This window comes from Flammeovirga agarivorans (genome assembly GCF_012641475.1).
Taxonomy (GTDB): Bacteria; Bacteroidota; Bacteroidia; order Cytophagales; family Flammeovirgaceae; genus Flammeovirga; species Flammeovirga agarivorans.
The window spans coordinates 265,286-286,488 of the sequence record NZ_JABAIL010000005.1; the positions used below are offsets into that span (position 1 = coordinate 265,286).

The following is a 21,203-nucleotide window of genomic DNA, read 5'->3' on the forward strand; positions in this document are numbered from 1 at the left end:
GATTTTATGACGTTCATCTAGGGATGAATGCAGTTTATCCTAAAAATTGTGCTGTATAGCATACTTTAATGACTGTTAATCTATTTTTTTAAAATTCCTTAAGTGTCTGATATACATTTACGATATCAAGAATGTGCAAGGGAGTGTTTCCTTTGCTTGTAGGCCAAAAATACTAATTTAATGATTTGCCTGCATCGTCTGTTCATCTAACCTTCAGTTCAATATGAAATTCAGACTACTAACAATGTTTATTAGTTTGCTGCTTATGGCAAACACAATTCACGCACAAGACCGTGTTGTGAAAGGTACAGTAACCGAAAACGGCTCTTCTGAACCACTTCCAGGGGTAAACGTACTAGTTAAAGGTACGACTACAGGAACAACAACTGATTTTAACGGAGCTTTCTCTTTATCAGTTGCCGACGGAACTACTTTAGTATTCTCTTATGTAGGATACTTATCACAAGAAATTGTAGTAGGAAACCAGTCAGAGTTTTCAGTATCATTAGAAGTAGATGCTGAACAATTAGAAGAAGTTGTAGTAACAGCACTAGGTGTTGAAAGATCTGCAGAAAGTTTAACTTACTCAACTCAATCAGTAAGTTCTGAAGATCTAATTACTGCTAAAGATCCAAACGTAATGAACTCGCTTTCTGGTCGTGTAGCTGGTTTACAGTTATCAAGAAGTGGTTCTGGTGCTGGTGGATCAGTAAAAATCAACTTAAGAGGTAACCGTTCTGCAAAAGGTGATTCTTCTCCTTTATATGTAATTGATGGTGTGCCAATGGCAGGTCAAGGTGCTACCCAACCAGGTGAGATTGAAAACCCAGGTCGTGATGGTGGTGATGGTATCTCAAACATCAACCCAGAAGACATCGAGTCAATCAACATCTTAAAAGGTGCTGCAGCGTCTGTTCTTTATGGTTCACAAGCGGCAAACGGTGTAATCATGATTACTACAAAGAAAGGACGTCCTGGTTACTCTAACTTAACTTACTCATCAAACTTTACTGCAGAGCAAGCTTACATGTATCCTGAAATGCAATCAAAATATGATGCTGAAGGAAATGCAATCAACCACAATGCTCACACTGCAGATGACTTCTACAAAACTGGAACTACTTGGGTAAATTCATTATCATATACTCAAGGTGGAGAGAAATCACAATTCTATGCTTCTTATGCAAATACTACTGCAAACGGAGTAATGCCAACAAACACTTTCAATAAAAACAACTTCTCATTCAACGCTACTACAAAAGGTTTGAATGACAAGTTAGAAATGAGAGTTTCTGCAAACTACATCAACCAAAAAGGTATCAATAGACCAACAGCTGGTGCGTACATGAACCCTATCTATAGTTCTTACTTATCATCTAGATCTATCTCAAATGATGAGTTAACTAATAACTACCAAACTTGGAACTCAGACAGAAAGATTTACGAGCAAAACTATCCAGCAACTGTAAAATCAGAAATTGGTAACGAAAACCCTTACTGGTTATTGAACAAAGCACAAACAGAAGATATTCGTAACCGTTTCATGTTATCAGGTTCAGCGAAGTATAACTTCAACGAATTCCTTTCATTGCAAGGTCGTGCTAACATTGATGCAACTCAAGACGTTTGGGAAAGAAAAGCACATGCTACTACTAACCCAATCAATATCTCAGCGGATCCGATCACAGGTTTATCATATGGTGGTTACTTCAGAGATGATTTCTCTAACACTATGATTTATGCTGATGCGATCTTAAACTTCAATAAGCAATTCAATGATTTCAATGTAACTGCTTTATTAGGTTCTTCAATCCGTGATGAGGAAAATACTTTACAAAGAGTAACTTCTGATAAGAGATCAATTAGATACACAAACATCTTTACTGTATCAGCTTTACCAGAAGGTATGGTTCCAACTGAAACTTACTTACAACGTCAAGTACAATCAGTATTCGCAAGTGCTACACTTGGTTGGAGAGATATGTTATACTTAGACGTAGCAGGTAGAAATGACTGGTCATCTACATTACCATCAAACAATAATTCTTACTTCTACCCTTCAGTAGGTTTAACAGCAGTTCTTAACAAGATGATGGATTTACCAGACGTAATTTCATTAGCGAAAGTTAGAGGTAACTATACAGTACTAGGTAACGATGCTCAACCAGGTGTAACAACTCTACAACATGAGGTTGACTTCAATGGTAACTTGAAATTTGCTGATACTGAGCCAGCGGCTAACTTAAAGCCTGAGCTTTCTACTTCAATTGAATTCGGTGCAGAGTTAGAATTATTCAATGGTTTATTATACATGGATGCTAACTTCTACAAAACGAACACTGTAAACCAGTTATTCCGTGTAGCTAACCCAACAGGTTCTTCAGGATTCCAATATAGCTATGTGAACGCAGGTGATGTTGAAAACAGAGGTTTTGAATTATCAATCTCAGCTATGCCAGTTTCACAAGGTGATCTTACTTGGAGTACTACATTTAACTTCGCAAGAAACGTAAACGAAATCAAAGAGCTTTATACAAGAGCTGACGGTACTGAAGCAGAATTTGATATCGTAACTAATGGTGGTAACATCAACTACATGCAAGTATTAAGAAAAGGTGGAGCAATTGGTGAAATCTGGACTGCTGACTTTGCAAGAGACGAGGATGGTAACATGATCATCGGTGATGACGGTCTTCCTTCATCAGGTTCTTTAGATCCAGAAAGTGCTAAGAAGTCAAACTCTAACCCTAACTTAATCGCAGGTTGGACAAACACATTAAAGTACAAAGGATTTACTTTAAACATGGTAATTGATGGTAAGTTTGGTGGTCAAGTATTATCATTGACTAACTCTTACATGGATGCAGAGGGTACTTCAATTGAATTTGCTAACGCTGTAGAAAACACAGGTACAGTAACAGTAGAAGGTAACCAATTCGATCCTCTAGGATACTTACAAGCGACTGCTGGTAGATCAAATGTTACTTCTCAGTACTTATATGATCAAACAAACGTAAGATTAAGAGAATTATCAATCGGTTATACTTTCGACAAAGTTGGTCCTCTTAGTGATGTAACGTTATCAGCAATTGGTAGAAACTTATTCTTCTTCTACAATGCAGCACCATTCGATCCAGATGTAGTAATGTCAACAGGTGCAGGTGTTCAAGGTCTTAACTTCTTCGGTTTACCAACTACAAGAAGCGTAGGTTTGAACTTAAGAGTAAACTTCTAATCTAAAAGATCGACTACAATGAAAACAGTTTTAAAAAAATATATTCTACCTACTGTTTTAGCAGCAGGTGTATTTACAGGATGTACTAGTAATTTCGAAGAAATTAATAATGATCCTAACAAGCCAACAAACGAAGAGCTATTAGCAGACGGTAACTTAGTAAATGGTTTCTTCCCTCAGTTATCACGTTCGATTTACTTCAACTTTGATAACTCGAACTGGAAGTGGCAGGTACAACAAAACTTGAATGGTGATGTGTTTTCAGGTTACATGGCTCCTCCAACTCCATTTGCAGCAAACTCAAATGCAACGCATTACAACTTAATCTGGAACTTCTGGCCTTGGTCAATCGGATATGAAAATGTAATGTCACCGGCAAATGCAATTGACTTAATCTCAGAGGATTTAACACCAAGATTATATTCTCCAGCACTAGTACTTAAAGTATTAGGTATGCACAGAATGACTGATATCTACGGTCCAATCCCTTATGTAGATTATGGTTCTCCAGAGGTAACTTATGATAAGCAATCTGAGATCTATGACAAGTTCTTTGCTGAGTTGGATTTAGCTATCGCTAATATTGGTGATAATCCTGAGCAAATTCCTACATTCTCTGCAGTAGATGATTTATACCAAGGAGATTTCTTAATGTGGAAAAAGTTAGCAGCTTCTCTTAAGTTAAGATTAGCAATGAGAATCTCTAACGTTGCTCCAGATAAAGCTAAACAATATGCTGAAGAAGCAGTTGCTACAGGTGTATTTGAAGGTGATGATATCGCCAGAGTTAATGCTTCAATCGTTCATCCATTAGCGACAATTTCTGAAGGATGGGGTGATATCAAAATGGGTGCTGATATGGAATCTATCTTAACAGGTTACAGTGACCCAAGAACAGCAGTATACTTTACTGAGGCAGGTGGACCAGAAGATGGTTCTCCAATCAAAACTGGTTTTGCAGGTGTACGTTCTGGTATTGATTTACCTGATGGTCGTGGTGATTACCAATACTACTCTAGAATCAATCCTGACTTCATCAACCAAACTACTAATATCGTATTAATGACTTCTGCTGAAGTGTATTTCTTAAGAGCAGAAGCAGCATTAAAAGGATGGAACGTTGGTGGAACTGCTCAAGCTTTATATGAAGAAGGCGTGAGACAATCTTTCACTCAACATGGTATTGCTGATCAAGCTGATGCTTACTTAGCAGATGATACTAGTGTTCCTGCGGATTATGTAGATGTATCTGATGCTACTTATGGTACAGATTACAGTATTGAAGCTGCAAGTGATGTTACTATCAAGTATGATGCTTCAAGAGCTTTAGAGCAAATTATTACTCAAAAGTGGATTGCAATGTTCCCAGAAGGAATGGAAGCATGGGCTGAATACAGAAGAACAGGTTTCCCTCATATTTTCCCTGTGAAATACAACAAGAGTAACGGAGATGTTCCTGCAGGTGAAACTATCAAACGTTTAAGATACCCTGACGGTGAAGCAGTAAACAATGCTACTTCTTACGCTAACGGTATCAAAAACCTAGAGGCAGAAAGTACACATAAAGTAACTAGCCCTATTTCAGGGTCAGTTGACGCAGGTGGTACTTCTCTATGGTGGGACGTAGACTAATAAGAATTTAGGTGAATAATAATATAACGGACAATGAATTGTAACAAGCAGAGGGACTATGTCTCTCTGCCTGTTTTTTTTATAAGACTATGATAAATTAACCTACATCAATGTTGTAACACTGTAATTTATGTTTTTAGAGAATATCTTGGTTGAAATTGTTAAGATATTGTGTTGATTCTTAATTTTTACTAAACATTAAATCTTTGATCGTTTAAAAGAGTAAAATACTAATAAAGATCTCGGTAGTATTTACAATATTTATAGCTGAGAACTAAGTTTAAGAAGATCTATCAGCTAAGCAATCAAAATATTACTATTATGAAAAACATAAAAAATTTACTGATAACGGTATCGGCTTTTATTGGATTAGCCTTTATTGTTACTTCATGTTCATCGGCAAAGATTTATACAGATTATAAACCAGGTACAAATTTCACTCAATACAAAACATTTAGTGTTTTACCTTGGCAAAAAACAAATGCCAAAGTGAATGAATTTGACCGTGAGCGTATCAAAAACGCTGTCATAACAAATATGCAATCGTTAGGATATACTTATTCTGAGCAAGATACAACTGCAGATTTACAGGTTGGAATGGTATTCACAACGAAGGAAAAGAAAAGTGTAACATCATATAACGCTGGATACGGCGGATGGTACGGACCTTGGGGTATGGGTGCTACGCACTACTCTGAGTACGATTACACTGAAGGTACTTTTGTAGTAGATGTATTTGATACACAAGCTCGAAAATTACTTTGGGAAGCTGCTGCTGTAGGAACTGTTCCAGAGAAGCAAGAGAACCCTGTAGTAAGAGAGAGAAACATCAACAGATTTGTAAAAAGTATCTTTAATAAATATCCAATGAAGAACTAAAAAGTTCAACTCATTGTAAAGAAAAATCCCAGTAATATCGAGATGATGTTACTGGGATTTTTTTATTGCTATATCTATTAATTAATCAATTCGATCTTTGATATGATAGTCATTTCGATTGCTTTGGTTGAGTGAAACCATTTCGGCAATAAAACCTGTCATAAACATTTGGGAACCTATGACTACCGCTGTAAGTGCCAAATAGAAAAGCGGTTGTTCTGTTACTTCTCTCTGAATAGGAAGGTTGTTGATAGAAAGGTATACCTTTTCAAGGATCAACCAAAGTGCAGCAATAGTACCCGTTAAAAAGGAAACAGAACCTAATGAGCCAAAGAAATGCATTGGAGCTTTCTTGAACTTAGAAACAAAAGTAATAGACATTAAGTCTAAAAATCCATTGACAAAACGCTCAAGACCAAACTTGGTTGTTCCATATTTTCTAGCTTGGTGGGCAACTGATTTTTCACCAATTTTCCCGAAACCATTCCATTTAGCGATAACTGGAATATACCTATGCATTTCACCATACACCTCAATCACTTTCACCACATCTTTTTTGTAGGCTTTTAGTCCACAATTGAAGTCATGCAGTTGTATATCGGAAACAGCTCTTGTAGCGGCATTGAAAAGCTTTGTAGGAAGTGTTTTTGTAATAGGATCGTATCGTTTTTCCTTCCAGCCTGATACTAAATCATAGCCATCTTCCAAGATCATTCTACGAAGTTCTGGGATTTCATCAGGGCTATCTTGAAGGTCAGCATCCATAGTAATTACTACTTCTCCTTCTACTTCTTGAAAACCCATTTGAAGGGCTGCAGATTTACCGTAGTTTCTAAGAAAACGTAAACCTTTTACCCAAGGAAATTTCTTCTTTAATTCCTGAATCACTTCCCATGAATTATCTGTACTTCCGTCATCAACAAGACAAACTTCTCCATTGATGTTTTCTTGTTCAAAAACTCTATTGATCCATTCTACCAACTCAGGTAAAGATTCTGCTTCATTGAGCAGTGGTACCACAACGGATACATCTATTTTATTTTTTTCAGTCATGAACTGATGATTTATTTCTAGAAATTATATCCATCTTTTCCTACTTCTTGTTTCATAAAGTAAGAAATGGCTAATGCTAGTAGAAAACCTAAGAAGGTATATAAAACAACACTCAATAAATAGGGAATAGGAGTAAGTGCCAACCATTGTGATAATTCTATGGCTTGGTCAATTTGTTCATCAGTTAATTGAGGTTGCTTTTCTAGTTCTACTCTTGTTTGTTCTATGGCTTGCATAATGGCAGAATCATCAAGGAATTTTACATATAAGTAATTTAAAACTCCAGTGATTAATGCTCCGATAAAAGAAAGTAAAGTACCTAACTTTACTCCATCTTTGTAGTTTAAATATCCTCCACTATGAAATTTATATTCTCTGTAAGCAAAAAATGTTGCTGTAACAATCACTAATATATTTAAGTATTGTAGAAACGGATCTTGTGTTTTTCCAAGTGTGGAAAGAAGTACACTATATCCAAAACTAAATACACCAACGATAGCCCCGTATTTAATGGCAAACGTTCTTTTTTGTGGTAGTTCGTTCATATCGAGTTGCAAATTTTTATAAAAATAGGCATTAGAATTGATTAAGACAGTAACTTTTTCAACTCATTCAACTTTAACATAGCATCGAGTGGAGTCATTGTGTTAATATCCAATGCTTCCATCTCTTCTTTGAGTTTCTTAGCTACAGGATCTGCTGCACCATCAAAGATAGAAAGTTGATAATTTTCTTTTGGTACTTCTTTAATCGCCTCTTTATTTTTTTCTTTCCTCTTATCTTTTTCAAGATGATCAAGAATATCTTCTGATCTCCTTACTACTGATTGAGGCATACCAGCCAATTGGGCAACATGAATACCAAAACTATGTTCACTTCCTCCTTCCTTTAATTTTCTGAGGAAAATAATTTTCTTTTGATATTCTTTTACTGATACATTAAAATTTTTGATGCGAGGGAAGTCTTCTGCCAACTCATTTAACTCATGGTAATGTGTAGCAAATAAAGTTTTTGCCTTTGCTTTTTTATGGTTATGTAGGTATTCTACAATAGCCCAAGCAATAGAAACACCATCATACGTACTGGTACCTCTACCAATTTCATCCATTAGCACTAAGCTTCGGTCAGAGATATTATTCAAGATACTTGCAGTTTCCGTCATCTCGACCATAAATGTCGATTCACCTTTCGATAAGTTATCCGAAGCACCAACTCTGGTAAATACTTTATCAACGATACCTACTTGTGCCGACTTTGCAGGAACAAATGACCCCATTTGAGCCATTAACACAATTAAGGCAGTTTGTCTTAATAAGGCGGACTTACCCGACATGTTGGGACCTGTAATGACCATAATTTGTTGCTCCTGAGTATCTAAATAAACATCATTAGGAACATATGGGTCATCAGCAGATAATTGTCTTTCGATAACTGGGTGTCTTCCTTCTTTAATATCTAAAGCCTTGTCATCGGTAATCGCTGGCTTTATATAATTATATTCAATCGCATTAAATGCAAAAGATAATAAGCAATCTAATTTTGCTAGGGTAGCAGCTGTTTGTTGTATTGGATTGATATATTCTGTTGCAGCACGAATTAGATCCATAAAGATTTTCGTCTCAATAACAGATATCTGTGATTCTGCATTAAGAATTTTTTCTTCGTACTGTTTAAGTTCTTCTGTGATATATCTTTCAGCATTGACCAACGTAGATTTACGAATCCATTCGGCCGGTACTTTATCTTTATGTGTATTTCGAACCTCTAGATAATATCCAAATACCTTATTGTACCCAATTTTTAATGATGGAATACCTGTACGCTCACTTTCTCTCTCCTGAATTTTCTGAAGAAAATCCTTTCCTGAGTGAGAAATAGATCTTAATTCATCTAGCTCAGCATTTACTCCCTCTCTAATAATGTTTCCTTGAGCAGGATTAATAGGAGGGTTGTCCTGCATTTCTTTTTCAATACGTTCTACTAAAACGTTACAAGTATTGATGCGATCTGCAATAGCTCTTATTTCAGTATTACTAGTATTTTCTAAAAGCTTTTTGATTGGAGCAGCATGTTGAAGCGCCTTCTTGATGAAAACAATTTCTCTTGGGTTTACTCTTCCAACAGCCACTTTTGAGATCAATCTTTCGATGTCCGTGATTTGGCGGAGATGAGTAATCACATCGTCTGCTATATCTTCTTCTTTTGTAAAGAAATCTACAACATCAAGACGGGCATCAATCCCTCCTTTGTCTTTTAATGGTAATACAGTCCACTTTTTTAGAAGACGAGCCCCCATCGGGGTAACACATCGGTCTAAAATATCTATTAGAGGTATTCCTCCTTCATTTTGAGGGAAAATTAACTCCAAACTTCTCGCAGTAAACTTATCTAACCAAACATATTTATCTTCCTGTATTCTACTAATCTGATGGATATGATCGATATGATGATGTTCGGTCAATTCCAAGTAATTCAAGATGGCTCCAGCGGCGATAATTCCCAACGGTAAGTTTTCAATACCAAAACCTTTTAGGTTTTTAGTTCCAAAATGACTTGTAAGTTTTTCATAGCCATATTCAGAAGTATATACCCAATCATCTTGACGGAAGGTAGGGTAAGTATCTCCAAAAATTTCTTTGTAGGCCTCTTGATCATTTCTACAATACAAAACTTCTGAAGGAGAAAACCCTTGGAGTAACTTATCAATGTAATTCTGATCGCCTTGTGCAATAAAAAATTCACCAGTGGAGATATCAAGGAATGAAATACCTAATTCCTTTTTTGTAATATGAATTGCAGCGAGGTAATTGTTTGACTTAACATTAAGAACATTATCGTTCATAGATACACCAGGAGTTACTAATTCTGTAATTCCTCGTTTTACAACACCTTTCGCTGTTTTAGGATCTTCCAGTTGATCTACAATAGCAACTCTTTGTCCAGCTTTTACCAGTCTAGGCAGATAAGTGTCTAAAGAATGATGAGGAAAACCAGCTAAAGCCATTTCGGAAGCAGCACCATTAGACCTTTTTGTTAATACAATGTCTAAGATTTTACTTGCTGTTAATGCGTCGTCTCCAAAGGTTTCATAGAAATCTCCTACTCTAAATAATAATAAAGCTGTTGGGTGTTTCGCTTTAATCGCGTTGAACTGCTTCATCATTGGAGTTTCCTTCTTCGCTTTTGTTTTCCCTTTTGCCAAAGTATACTTCTTTTTATGTATGATAATAATGCCTGTTCAAGACATTCATAAATAGCTTCTTAAAAATAAGAAGGCATCACAAAAGTAGATTAAAATATTGTTTGTGATATACCACCTTATTAAAGGTGACAAATTTAGCTAATGAGAAAATAATATCACTAATGGATAAATACTATTCACGAAAAAAAAAGGGATACCACAAAATGGAATCCCTTTTCTACGCACGATCTTAACTAATCTACTACCTAATCAATTTTTATTATCCTTTGTTTATTCGAACGATTGATTAATGAAAAAGTTGTTCAATTTTATTTTTTTAACATCATGTAGAAGAGAATAGATTTTATTCAAATAGGATATATCCTTTAAATTTTAAGGATTTCAACGTTATGAAGGGTATTTTAACTATTGAAATTACATTGAATTTATATATTTAAAATATTGATATTCAGTTTTTTAGTGTTGTTTGTTGTTGAGATTTAAACAGAATTATTATAGATAATTGATAATAAATTGATTAAGAATACATTTTTTAAGACTTTTGTGCACTAGTCTCTTTTCTGAGGAGATCATTCTAGATGAAGGTACACACTTCTTATTGCATTTTGTTTTGAGCAGTGGGTACAGTGACATTATTGACTTATGCATAACTTTAATACGTTAAAGGAGTTTCTAGAGGAACCAAGAAAAGTGGTCATTATACCACACACTAAGCCCGATGCAGATGCGATTGGTTCGGCCTTAGGTTTATCATGGTACCTTAGAAAATCAGAACATAAAACAACAGTGTTATCACCTAACGACTATCCTTCTTTCTTACATTGGATGCCTGGGCATGAGGAAGTAGAAGTATATGATAAAGATAACCCTGAAAAAGCTGAACAATTATTGGACGAAGCCGATGCAATTTTTTGTGTTGACTTTTCTGCTTTAAGTAGAATTGATGAGTTAGGTCCAATGGTAGAAAAGCAGCTAAGTAGCAAAGCTATTGTAATGATTGACCATCATAGAGGCAGACAAGAGTTTGCTGACTATGAGCTATGGGATATTGATGCAGCAGCAGCAGCACAATTGGTATACGAATTCATTGATTTAGATGAAGGTACTCAGCGTATCGATCAGAGAATTGCAGCTTGCCTTTATGCAGGTATTGTAACAGATACTGGTTCTTTTAAATACCCAAGCGTATCAAGCAGAACATTAAGAATCGCAGCAGCATTAAAAGATACAGGTTTAGATACAGCTCGTTTGTATAATCTGATCTACGATAATAATACAGAAACTCGTCTGAGATTTTTAGGTCATTGCTTAAAAGAAAATCTTACATTCTGGCCAGAACTAAACACAGGTATCTTCACGGTTTCACAAGATGACAGAGAAGAGTACAAACTTCAGTCTGGTGATACAGAAGGATTAGTAAACTATGCTCTTTCAGTAAACGGTATTAAAATCGCAGCAATTTTTAAAGAAAAAGACGAACGTGATGGTGTGAAAATTTCCTTCCGTTCATTGGGTGATTTTTCTGTTGCTGATTTAGCTTCTGAGCACTTTAATGGTGGAGGCCATAAAAATGCAGCAGGAGGTAGAGTAGATGGTATTACTATCGAAGAAGCTGTCGCTAAATTTAAGAAGGTACTCGAAGAGAAATTGAAATAGAATTTATTATAAACTAAATATGCAAATCACAAAAAAAGTTGCCTTAGCAGCACTAATGTTTGGTGCCGTTGCTTGTGGCAAAAAAGAAATGACTACTCCATCAGGTAAGAAATTTTCTGTTGTAGAGTCAGGAAGTGGACAAAAAGCTCAAGAAAATAATATCCTTGAATTTTCTTTTAGAATTTCCAACGCAAACGATTCAACTTTATTCGAAAACACTCAAATGGGTAGAGGAGAGTACGAAATGTTTATGTTACCTCCAGATTCAGTGTTTGACAAGGCAATTGCTGAAGGTCAAAAAATCGACCCTATGATCGAGATGTTGAGAATGATTAACGAAGGTGATAGTGCTGAAATGGAAATCGTAGCAAGCGAATTCTTTGGTCAGATGTTACCTCCATTCGTTAAAGATCCAACGGAACAAGTTAAAATTGGTGTTAGAGCTGCTAAGTTATACTTATCAAGAGAAGAGTATACAACTGTTATGCAAGAGCGTCAAGAAGAGATGCGTAAGCAAATGGAAGCAGATGCTGAAAAATATATCGAGATTGATGATAAATTAATCCAAGAATACTTAACTGAAAAAGGTATCACTGGTGCTGAAAAAACTGAATCAGGTTTATACTATGTGATTACTAAAGAAGGTAAAGGTACTAACCCTGCAGTAGGTGCTGAAGTACAAGTTCATTACACTGGTACTTTATTAAATGGAAATAAATTTGACTCTTCAGTAGATAGAGGACAACCATTTAGCTTCCCATTGGGTCAAGGTAGAGTAATCCAAGGATGGGATGAAGGTATTCAATTATTAAATAAAGGTGCTAAGGCAACTTTATTCATTCCTTCAGCATTGGGTTATGGTCCAAGAGCAATGGGTACTGATATCCCTGCTAACTCTGTATTAGTATTTGATGTAGAGTTGATCGACTTTAACACTCCTGCTTCAAAATAGTAGTTGTTAAGTAGGTTTTGATCGTTGACAATCATTACCTCTTAAATTAATAATATATTCAAACACAGTAAGTTTACTTTGTTATTCTGAAGTAAATTTACTGTGTTGAATAAGTTTACCGTTATTTTCTCAATGTGAAATCGCGTAAATCTAATTAAATTAAACCTACTTATCTTATGAACAATACTTACAAATTTTTCAAATGGGTTGCGTCATTAGGGCTTGCATTAGGCCTTTCAGGTTGTATGCATGACGATATTGTGGATTACGTAGCTCAAGACACTGAAACGCTAGAAACTTACCTAAATAGCAACAACATTGATTATTACAAAACATCAACTTTAGGGCAAGGTTACGGAGTGTATATTACTCCTCCAGATGTGATCACACCTCTTCCAGGTGAACCTGAAGAAAATGATGTTAGAATCATCCAAAGCACATTGGATCTTCGAAAGTTCGATCAATCTCTAATTGATAACGAACAAATTGGTAGTAATCCTGATGAGTTAGTGACTCAAGTATTTTTAAAAGATTCATTATATACTTTTGCTGTTCGTAGAGGAGCAATCTGTTTAGGTTACCTAGATGCATTAATCAACATGCAAAGAGGTCCTGTGGCAGAGAGAGTATATATTCCTTCTTACTTAGCTTTTGGTGGTACTGCATCAAGTGGTATTGGATTAGAGTTCAATGACATTGTTACTGCAGAAAACTTAAAAATTGTTGATGTAAGAGATGCTAGATCTCAAGCAGAATATGAGAAAGCATTAGCATTACAATATGCTGCAGATTCAATTGATGGTTTTGTAAGTGCTGAACAAGGCTTGATGGATAGTACTTCTGTTGTGGCAACAGATTTCTATGGAGAAGGTCAAGATCTTATCTTAAACGATTACATTGTAAAACATACAATCACTGAAGGGGAAGGCGATTTAATTGCTGTTGGTGATACTGTAAAAGTACGTTATGAAGGTAAGTTTGCGAACTTAGGATCTAATTCAGAACGAGCTAAAGCAACTTTAGTGTTTGATGATAACATTACCGAAAAGGATGGCTCTATGCCAGATGCTTTACAAGTAGTAGTTTACTCAAACAGCCAAGATGCATCAGAAAAAAATGCCTCTACTCAAGTAATTAATGGTTGGTATAAAGCTTTAAGATCAATGAAAGTTGGAGAAAAAGCTATCTTTGTGATGCCTTCTCATGTTGCTTATTGGGAAACAGGTGATAATCCAAATACTTTTGATTTGTTCAAGACAATTCGTCCATTCAAAACATTAGTATTTACAATGGAAATCAAGAAAGACGAACAATAAAATAATTTATACAGTTCATACTATGCATATCCGCATTCGACACTTTTTATGGCTGCTAGTAGCAGTGTTCTCAGTTTTTTCATGTACTCAAAGTAGTGAGGTATTGGAAGAAATAGACCCTGATGCTGCAGAGGATTATTTAATTCAACAATACATTATTGCAGATAGTGTTTTTGTAGCTGATACAGAAGCTGATATTGAGCAATATTACAAGTTCGGTGTTTACATGACAACGACAGGTACAACAAATGGTCAGCCGATAGACACAGACCGTAAAATCAGTTATGGTGATTCAATGCACATTACTTATACTGGTTGGGTAATGGGGCCTGAAGCTGTTCCTTTTGATAGTAATGTATTATTAGAAGATCCATTTGAACTAGTATTGGGAAAAACGTCTGTGATCGAAGGTTGGAATATTGCATTGTTCGAAATGCATGAACATGAAATTGCAAGAGTTGTAATTCCATCTAAATATGGATATGGAGCGACTGGAAACCCTCCGTCGATCCCACCAAATTCATCTTTAGTATTCAATATTCAAATTGATAGTCTTTGGACCACCGACGAGCAATAGTGGTGTTCAAGACCTTCAAATGATGAAAACCGTAGAAAAATTTAATTTTTTCTACGGTTTTTTTTATTCCAAAAAAAAAATGTGAATAATAACGTATAACTTCTAACTAGTATCTATTGAAAGTCGTTGAAAAAAACTAAATTTGTTCAGATTATCTGGGCAGATTTACTGTCGATAGATAATCTATTCATAGAAAGATCAAACATCATTTAAAAACAATATATGTTAGGTTCAATAACCAAATTATTTTCAAAGGTATTTGGAACAAAGTCCGAAAGAGACCTAAAAGAAATTAGACCCTATTTAGCTAAAATAGACGCAGAATATCAGAAACTCAAAAGTATTTCAGACGATGAGTTAAGAGGTAAAACTGCATACTTTATTGATTACATTGAAAATGGTTTAAAAGGCATTGATGATCAAATTCAAGAATTGAAAGATGCTGTTGAAAATGATCATAAATTAGACCTTGCGTTCAAAGACAAAACGTTTAAAGAAATTGATAAACTGAAGAAGGATCGTAACGAGAAATTAGAAGAGATTCTAATGGATATTCTTCCTCAGGCTTTTGCTGTTACAAAAGAAACAGGTAGAAGATATACAGAAAATAGACAATTAGTAGTTACTGCTACAGATTATGACCGCGAAATGGCGGCTAAATATGGTAATGTAACTATTGAAGGAGATCAAGCAACTTGGGCAAACAAGTGGCTAGCTGCTGGTAGTGAAGTAGAATGGAATATGATCCACTACGATGTACAATTATTAGGCGGTATTTTCTTACACCAAGGTAAGGTAGGTGAGATGATGACTGGTGAGGGTAAAACTCTTGTAGGTACATTGCCAGCTTACTTAAATGCTTTAGCAAAAAGAGGTGTACATGTTGTAACAGTAAACGACTACTTAGCAAAGCGTGACTCTGAATGGAATGCTCCATTATTCCAGTTCCACGGCCTGTCTGTAGATTGTATCGACAAGCACCAACCCAACTCAGATTCTCGTAGAGAAGCTTATAGAGCAGATATCACTTACGGTACAAACAACGAATTCGGTTTTGATTACCTAAGAGATAACATGGCAAGAGATAAGAATGATCTTGTACAAAGAGAACATCACTTTGCTATGATTGATGAGGTTGACTCAGTATTGATTGATGATGCTCGTACACCATTGATTATTTCTGGTCCAGTACCAAAAGGAGATCAACAAGAAGAGTTTGGTGAATTACGTCCTAAAGTTCAAGTATTGGTTGATGAGCAACGTAAGATGGCTCAGAAGATGCTGAACGAGGCAAAGAAATTAATTAAATCTGGTGATAAAGTCGAAGGTGGACTTCAATTACTAAGAGTACATAGATCACTTCCTAAATATAAACCTTTGATCAAATTCTTAGGTGAGGAAGGAATGAAGCAATTATTGCAAAAAGTAGAAGGTGAATACATGCAGGATAATAACCGCCGTATGCCTGAAGCTGATGAGCCATTATTGTTTGTAATCGAAGAAAAGAATAACAGCGTTGAGTTAACTGAAAACGGTATTAAAACGGTAACAGGACATAACTCACCTGACTTTTTCGTTTTACCTGACCTTGCTACAGGTATTGGTAAAATCGAAAATGATCCTGAGATGACGGATGAGCAAAAAATTGAAGCTAAAGATGCTTTAATTGCTGAGTTCGATACTAAATCTCAGCGTATCCACTTAATGAAGCAATTATTAAAAGCTTACACTCTATTCGAGAAGGATGTAGATTACATCTTAGTGGATAATAAAGTGAAGATTGTGGATGAGCAGACTGGTCGTGTAATGGAAGGACGTCGTTACTCTGATGGCTTACACCAAGCATTAGAAGCGAAAGAAAACGTAAAGATCGAAGATGCTACACAAACTTATGCAACAGTAACGCTTCAGAACTACTTCCGTATGTACCATAAATTAACTGGTATGACGGGTACAGCAATTACAGAAGCTGGGGAGTTCTGGGAGATCTATGAATTAGATGTAATTCAAGTTCCTACACACCGTCCAATAGTTAGAGATGACCGTGAGGATTTTGTTTACAAAACTGTTCGTGAGAAATTCAATGCAGTTGCAGAAGAATGTAAACGATTAGTAGATCAAGGGCGTCCTGTATTGGTAGGTACTACTTCAGTAGAAAACTCAGAGTTAATGAGCCGTATGTTGAAGCTTAGAGGTATCAATCACCAAGTACTAAACGCGAAACAGCATGGTAGAGAAGCAGAAGTAGTTGCTTTAGCTGGTCAGAAAGGTGCAGTAACTATTGCAACCAACATGGCTGGTCGTGGTACCGATATTAAGTTGCCAGTAGAAGTAAAAGAAGCTGGTGGTTTAGCAATTATTGGTACATCTCGTCATGAATCTCGTCGTGTAGACCGTCAGTTAAGAGGTCGTTCTGGTCGTCAAGGTGATCCAGGATCGTCTCAATTCTTCGTTTCATTAGAAGATAACTTGATGCGTTTATTCGGTTCAGACCGTATCGCAGCAGTAATGGATAGATTAGGATTAGAAGAGGGTGAAGTAATTCAGCACTCAATGATTACAAAGTCTATCGAAAGAGCACAACGTAAAGTAGAAGAAAATAACTTTGCTATTCGTAAGCGTCTTCTTGAGTATGATGACGTTATGAACTACCAAAGAGAGGTAATCTATCGTCGTCGTCGTAATGCCTTATCAGGTGAGCGTCTACAAGTAGATATCATGAATACATTCTTTGATGTAGCTTCTAATATTTCAGAAACTCATGTAGGTAACTACGAAGGTTTCAAGTTAGATGCATTGAAAATCTTAGGTGTATCAACAGCGATAAAAGAAGAAGGCTTCCATCAGTTAAATGAGGCACACCTTACACAAGAGTTATACAAAGAAGCTTTAACGCATTACAAGGCGAAAAATGAAGCTATTTGGACTCAAGCAAAACCTATTTTCGAAAAGGTGAAAGCTGAGAAAGGTGGTGTTGTTGAAAACATTGTTATGCCATTTACAGATGGTCATAGAATGTTCCAAATCAACGTAAATCTTGATAAAGCTTTAGAAAATGATGGAGAGGAAGTAGCATCTGTATTGGCTCAAAATGCAACACTTGCAGTTATTGACCATTTATGGAAAGAGCACTTACGCGAAATGGATGAGTTGAAACAACAAGTTCAAAATGCGGTTCACGAACAAAAAGATCCATTATTGATCTACAAATTCGAATCGTTTGAATTGTTCAAGTCATTTGTAGCAGAAGTGAACGATGAGATCATTGGTTTCTTATCGAAAGCTCGTATTCCAGTACAAGAGCAACCTCCAATGCCTGCACCTCCTCCAATGCCAAAAAGACCGGAACCAAAAGTAACAGCTTCTAAAGCTGAAGCAGGTTCGGCATTAGGCAATGATTCAGCTCCACAAAGTGCTGATATTCCAGAAGCTCCAAAGGCTCCTGTAGAGGTGGTTAAGCCTCGTCACAGTGACAAAACATATCAAAGAAATGATAGAGTGACTGTGAAATATCAAGATGGTACTGTAAAAGAAGGTGTTAAGTACAAGTCTGTTGAAAATGATATTACTAATGGTGCTTGTGTGATCCTAGAAGGATAATTATATGCATCACTAAAAATACATTTGAGGGTATTTCTGATGATTTCAGAGATACCCTTTTTCTTTTTGTGAAAAAATCAAAGAGATCGTATCATATTGTGATTATCTTTATTTCTTACTGAGATTAATTCATTAACTTTGAAAACATCATAATTAAGGATAAATATTTTTATGAAGTTACTCTTACGATTTACATTAATAGGACTTTTCTTTGGCACTTTTGCTTGTAAGCCTTCACAGACCACTACAAAAGCATCCGTAGACCTAATTGATACAGATTTATCTGCATATATGCCTCAACCTGATCAAGAAGATATGACTAAACCTTCTGAAGTAGAGGAAGAAGTAACAGCAGGTAATGGTATTCCGGAAAACTATGACAATGATAAAGTAGACCAAATCTTAGCAGATCTATCTTCTAGAGATCTTGGTGGTATTTCTGTATATAGAATTTTAGTTTACTCTGGTAGCGATAGAGCTAGAGCCGAAGGTGTGGTTTATAACCTAAAAGAAAGATTTGGTAACTACGAAGTTGATCTGGTATATGACCAACCAAATTATAAAGTTAGAGCAGGATATTACTTTGATCGTTTAACAGCGTATGGTGAGCATACTAAGATCAAGAAAAAATACAGACAAGCATTTGTCTTACAAGAGAAGATGGATGTAAATGAGGTATCAAGAAGAATTAAAGAAGCGTCTTCAGCAAAAGAAGCCGCTGAATTTGGTGTTTCAGAAACAGATGAAAGTGGAGAATAATCACTTTTATCGTTAATGAAAAAGGCCATTCTATATTTAGTAGAATGGCCTTTTTTTATTTTGCTTTTGTATTTGTCTTAATTGCTTTTGCGATATCATCCCAAAGAGGTGATGGTATTGCATCGAGGTGGTTAAACTCTCCAGCACCTTTAAGCCATTCGCCTCCATCGATTGTTACTACTTCACCGTTCATATATGCGGAGAAATCTGACATTAAATAAGCAGCAAGGTTGGCTAACTCTTGATGTTCCCCAACACGGCCTATAGGAACTTTTCCGGCTTCGTCAAATTGTGCGCGAAGGTTTTCAGGGAATAGTCTATCCCATGCTCCTTTTGTAGGGAAAGGGCCAGGTGCGATAGCATTGGAACGGATCCCATATTTAGCCCATTCGACCGCTAATGATCTTGTCATCGCTAATACTCCTGCTTTAGCACTTGCCGAAGGAACAACATATCCAGAACCAGTAGAGGCATAAGTGGTCACTATATTTAGCATAACACCTTTTATACCATTAGCAATCCAATGTTTGCCCATAGCTAAGGTGAAATAATAGGAACCTTTTAGAACGATGTCCACAATAGTGTCAAATGCTTTATGACTTAATCTTTCAGTTGGACTGATAAAGTTTCCTGCGGCGTTGTTTAATAAGCCCGTAATTTTACCATGTTTTGCTGTAGCCTCTTTGATCACATTTTCTACTTGATCGTATTTTCTGACATCACAAACCACGTAAAATGGACGTTTTCCAGTTTGTTCCTCCAATTCATCTGCTGCAGCTAAAAGTTTATCTTCTTTTCTACTACAGATGGTCACGTTAGCTCCGAGTTCAAGAAAATATTTAGTCATTGATTTGCCAAGACCTGTAGCACCTCCAGTAACTACAAAATGATTCCCTTCTAGGGCATTGTCTCTTAGCATTGGTTTATTATACATGTTAATGGTCGGTTATTACTCTAATTTGTAAGGTGACTGTAATTGCAAACTAATATAATGAGTATTCAATTTGAATACATAGAAAATGATAAAAAATAAGTGTATAAAATACTTTTTCATTAACGAAGCTTATACTAATTCATTTTCTACTAACTAATAATCTCAAATTTGGTTTTCGGTTCATCTCTAATATTCAAGGTTCATCCTTGATTTTTCAGGCTTCGTCACCCTTTAATTTATATAGAGGTATAGAATCAGGATGTTTGTGTCATCGTCATCATTCATAAACTTATCAAAACGATGAAAAGCAAATATATATACCTAATCCTAAGTCCTCTTGTGATAATTATCGCAGTATTCGCAGTGAGTGCATTGCCAGAAAAAACTGCTGAAAATCCGATAGAAGATAAAAGTATCTTAGCAGTTGAGGTGGATTACGCAAAACTTAAAACGCTTCAAAATACAATTGAAGTAACAGGAAAGTTAAGAGCAAAAGATAGATATGAAATTTATGCAGAAGTAGAAGGTCGCTTATTACCCTCAGCAAAAAAATTTAGAGAAGGGAATTACTATAAGAAAGGTCAAATACTTTTACAAATAGATCAGCAGGAACGTTACATGACATTACTGGCCGATAAAAGTAATTTCATGACAAGTCTAACAGCTATCTTACCAGACCTGAAACAAGACTTCACAGAAAGCTATCCAGCTTGGAATCAATATTTAAAAAATCTTGATATAAATAAATCATTACAGCCTTTGCCTGAACCTAAAACAGAAAAGGAAAAGTACTTTATCGCAGGTAATGGGATTTATAGCTCGTATTATACAATCAAATCATCAGAAGAAAAATTGAGTAAATATACTATCTACGCACCATTTAGTGGGGTGATTTCTAAAAGTGATATTGAAGCGGGTACTGCAGTTAGAGCAGGTCAGGAATTAGGAGAAATGGTTAATCTTTCATCTTATGAATTAGAAGTAACAGCACCTTTAAAAGATATCGAACATTTTAAGATTGGTAATAAAGTAAGATTATTCTCTTCTGAATTAGAAAACGAATGGACTGGAACTGTAATTCGAATTGGTAATACCTTAGATGCCAACTCACAAAGTGTAAAAGTTTATATACAGACATCGGGTAAAACATTAAAAGAAGGAATGTTTTTAACGGCTCAGGTAAATAGTGAGGCATATAAAGAAGCAGTTCAAATCCCTCGAAAACTAATATTTGATGGTAATAAAATCTATGTGATTAAGAACAATAAGCTTGCATTACAAGAAATAGAAGTAATGGAAACCTTCAAATCTGATGCTATTGTTAAGGGTGTTCCGACAGATGCAGCGGTATTGATGACTAACATCAAAAATCCATATGAAGGAATGAAAGTACAAGTATTGAACTAAG

General features: G+C 35.8%; 14 protein-coding genes. 10 read left to right on the plus strand and 4 right to left on the minus strand.

The features are described 5' to 3' along the window. Window positions 1–223: 223 nt before the first annotated feature. The 3 genes from HGP29_RS17230 to HGP29_RS17240 all read left to right on the plus strand — a co-directional run bounded on the left by HGP29_RS17230 (window position 224) and on the right by HGP29_RS17240 (window position 5,746). On the plus strand, window positions 224–3,235 hold the full coding sequence (locus HGP29_RS17230; RefSeq protein WP_211093322.1) for a TonB-dependent receptor domain-containing protein: 3,012 nt from the start codon (window positions 224–226) through the stop codon (window positions 3,233–3,235). Between the two features lie 18 nt (window positions 3,236–3,253). Next, the gene (locus tag HGP29_RS17235) at window positions 3,254–4,867 is read left to right on the plus strand and encodes a RagB/SusD family nutrient uptake outer membrane protein (RefSeq protein WP_168883673.1); all 1,614 of its coding nucleotides are present in this window, start codon (window positions 3,254–3,256) and stop codon (window positions 4,865–4,867) included. A gap of 321 nt (window positions 4,868–5,188) precedes the next feature. Then, window positions 5,189–5,746: a DUF4136 domain-containing protein gene (locus tag HGP29_RS17240; protein WP_168883674.1), complete on the plus strand. Its 558-nt coding sequence runs from the start codon at window positions 5,189–5,191 to the stop codon at window positions 5,744–5,746. Between the two features lie 81 nt (window positions 5,747–5,827). Here HGP29_RS17240 and HGP29_RS17245 read toward each other — a convergent pair whose 3' ends face one another. The 3 genes from HGP29_RS17245 to mutS are packed head-to-tail and all read right to left on the minus strand — an operon-like array spanning window position 5,828 to window position 10,001. Then, window positions 5,828–6,799 (minus strand): glycosyltransferase family 2 protein, encoded by a 972-nt coding sequence (locus tag HGP29_RS17245; protein WP_168883675.1) that lies wholly within the window; start codon window positions 6,797–6,799, stop codon window positions 5,828–5,830. Between the two features lie 17 nt (window positions 6,800–6,816). Then, a complete protein-coding gene (locus HGP29_RS17250) occupies window positions 6,817–7,344 on the minus strand; it encodes a DUF4199 domain-containing protein (protein ID WP_168883676.1) in 528 nt (175 codons plus the stop codon). A 41-nt stretch (window positions 7,345–7,385) separates the two neighbouring features. Continuing rightward, window positions 7,386–10,001, minus strand: coding sequence for a DNA mismatch repair protein MutS (mutS, locus tag HGP29_RS17255; RefSeq protein ID WP_168883677.1), 2,616 nt, complete (start codon window positions 9,999–10,001; stop codon window positions 7,386–7,388). Between the two features lie 642 nt (window positions 10,002–10,643). On the opposite strand from mutS, the gene HGP29_RS17260 reads away from it, so the two are divergent. The 6 genes from HGP29_RS17260 (at window position 10,644) to HGP29_RS17285 (ending at window position 18,861) form a co-directional block, all read left to right on the plus strand. After that, a complete protein-coding gene (locus HGP29_RS17260; protein WP_168883678.1) occupies window positions 10,644–11,657 on the plus strand; it encodes a DHH family phosphoesterase in 1,014 nt (337 codons plus the stop codon). Between the two features lie 19 nt (window positions 11,658–11,676). Continuing rightward, window positions 11,677–12,609, plus strand: a complete 933-nt coding sequence (locus HGP29_RS17265) for an FKBP-type peptidyl-prolyl cis-trans isomerase (protein ID WP_168883679.1) — start codon at window positions 11,677–11,679, stop codon at window positions 12,607–12,609. A 176-nt stretch (window positions 12,610–12,785) separates the two neighbouring features. Then, window positions 12,786–13,925: an FKBP-type peptidyl-prolyl cis-trans isomerase gene (locus HGP29_RS17270; RefSeq protein WP_168883680.1), complete on the plus strand. Its 1,140-nt coding sequence runs from the start codon at window positions 12,786–12,788 to the stop codon at window positions 13,923–13,925. Between the two features lie 22 nt (window positions 13,926–13,947). Continuing rightward, on the plus strand, window positions 13,948–14,502 hold the full coding sequence (locus HGP29_RS17275; protein ID WP_168883681.1) for an FKBP-type peptidyl-prolyl cis-trans isomerase: 555 nt from the start codon (window positions 13,948–13,950) through the stop codon (window positions 14,500–14,502). Between the two features lie 222 nt (window positions 14,503–14,724). Continuing rightward, complete coding sequence (gene secA / locus HGP29_RS17280) at window positions 14,725–18,102, plus strand: preprotein translocase subunit SecA (protein ID WP_168883682.1); 3,378 nt, start codon at window positions 14,725–14,727, stop codon at window positions 18,100–18,102. Between the two features lie 171 nt (window positions 18,103–18,273). After that, window positions 18,274–18,861: an SPOR domain-containing protein gene (locus tag HGP29_RS17285; RefSeq protein ID WP_168883683.1), complete on the plus strand. Its 588-nt coding sequence runs from the start codon at window positions 18,274–18,276 to the stop codon at window positions 18,859–18,861. Between the two features lie 55 nt (window positions 18,862–18,916). On the opposite strand, the gene HGP29_RS17290 is transcribed toward HGP29_RS17285, so the two are convergent. After that, window positions 18,917–19,795: an SDR family oxidoreductase gene (locus HGP29_RS17290; protein ID WP_235958317.1), complete on the minus strand. Its 879-nt coding sequence runs from the start codon at window positions 19,793–19,795 to the stop codon at window positions 18,917–18,919. A gap of 300 nt (window positions 19,796–20,095) precedes the next feature. On the opposite strand from HGP29_RS17290, the gene HGP29_RS17295 reads away from it, so the two are divergent. Beyond that, window positions 20,096–21,202 (plus strand): efflux RND transporter periplasmic adaptor subunit, encoded by a 1,107-nt coding sequence (locus tag HGP29_RS17295; protein WP_168883684.1) that lies wholly within the window; start codon window positions 20,096–20,098, stop codon window positions 21,200–21,202. The last annotated feature ends 1 nt before the right edge of the window (window position 21,203 follow it).

What these genes read in the sequence shown, in the direction of transcription:
- HGP29_RS17265 (WP_168883679.1), top strand. Translation starts at nt 11,677, where the DNA reads ATGCAAATCACAAAAAAAGTTGCCTTAGCAGCACTAATGTTTGGTGCC.
- HGP29_RS17240 (WP_168883674.1), top strand. Translation starts at nt 5,189, where the DNA reads ATGAAAAACATAAAAAATTTACTGATAACGGTATCGGCTTTTATTGGA.
- HGP29_RS17250 (WP_168883676.1), bottom strand. Translation starts at nt 7,344, where the DNA reads ATGAACGAACTACCACAAAAAAGAACGTTTGCCATTAAATACGGGGCT.
- HGP29_RS17290 (WP_235958317.1), bottom strand. Translation starts at nt 19,795, where the DNA reads ATGTATAATAAACCAATGCTAAGAGACAATGCCCTAGAAGGGAATCAT.
- secA (WP_168883682.1), top strand. Translation starts at nt 14,725, where the DNA reads ATGTTAGGTTCAATAACCAAATTATTTTCAAAGGTATTTGGAACAAAG.
- HGP29_RS17275 (WP_168883681.1), top strand. Translation starts at nt 13,948, where the DNA reads ATGCATATCCGCATTCGACACTTTTTATGGCTGCTAGTAGCAGTGTTC.
- HGP29_RS17285 (WP_168883683.1), top strand. Translation starts at nt 18,274, where the DNA reads ATGAAGTTACTCTTACGATTTACATTAATAGGACTTTTCTTTGGCACT.
- HGP29_RS17295 (WP_168883684.1), top strand. Translation starts at nt 20,096, where the DNA reads ATGAAAAGCAAATATATATACCTAATCCTAAGTCCTCTTGTGATAATT.
- HGP29_RS17245 (WP_168883675.1), bottom strand. Translation starts at nt 6,799, where the DNA reads ATGACTGAAAAAAATAAAATAGATGTATCCGTTGTGGTACCACTGCTC.
- HGP29_RS17260 (WP_168883678.1), top strand. Translation starts at nt 10,644, where the DNA reads ATGCATAACTTTAATACGTTAAAGGAGTTTCTAGAGGAACCAAGAAAA.
- HGP29_RS17235 (WP_168883673.1), top strand. Translation starts at nt 3,254, where the DNA reads ATGAAAACAGTTTTAAAAAAATATATTCTACCTACTGTTTTAGCAGCA.
- HGP29_RS17230 (WP_211093322.1), top strand. Translation starts at nt 224, where the DNA reads ATGAAATTCAGACTACTAACAATGTTTATTAGTTTGCTGCTTATGGCA.
- HGP29_RS17270 (WP_168883680.1), top strand. Translation starts at nt 12,786, where the DNA reads ATGAACAATACTTACAAATTTTTCAAATGGGTTGCGTCATTAGGGCTT.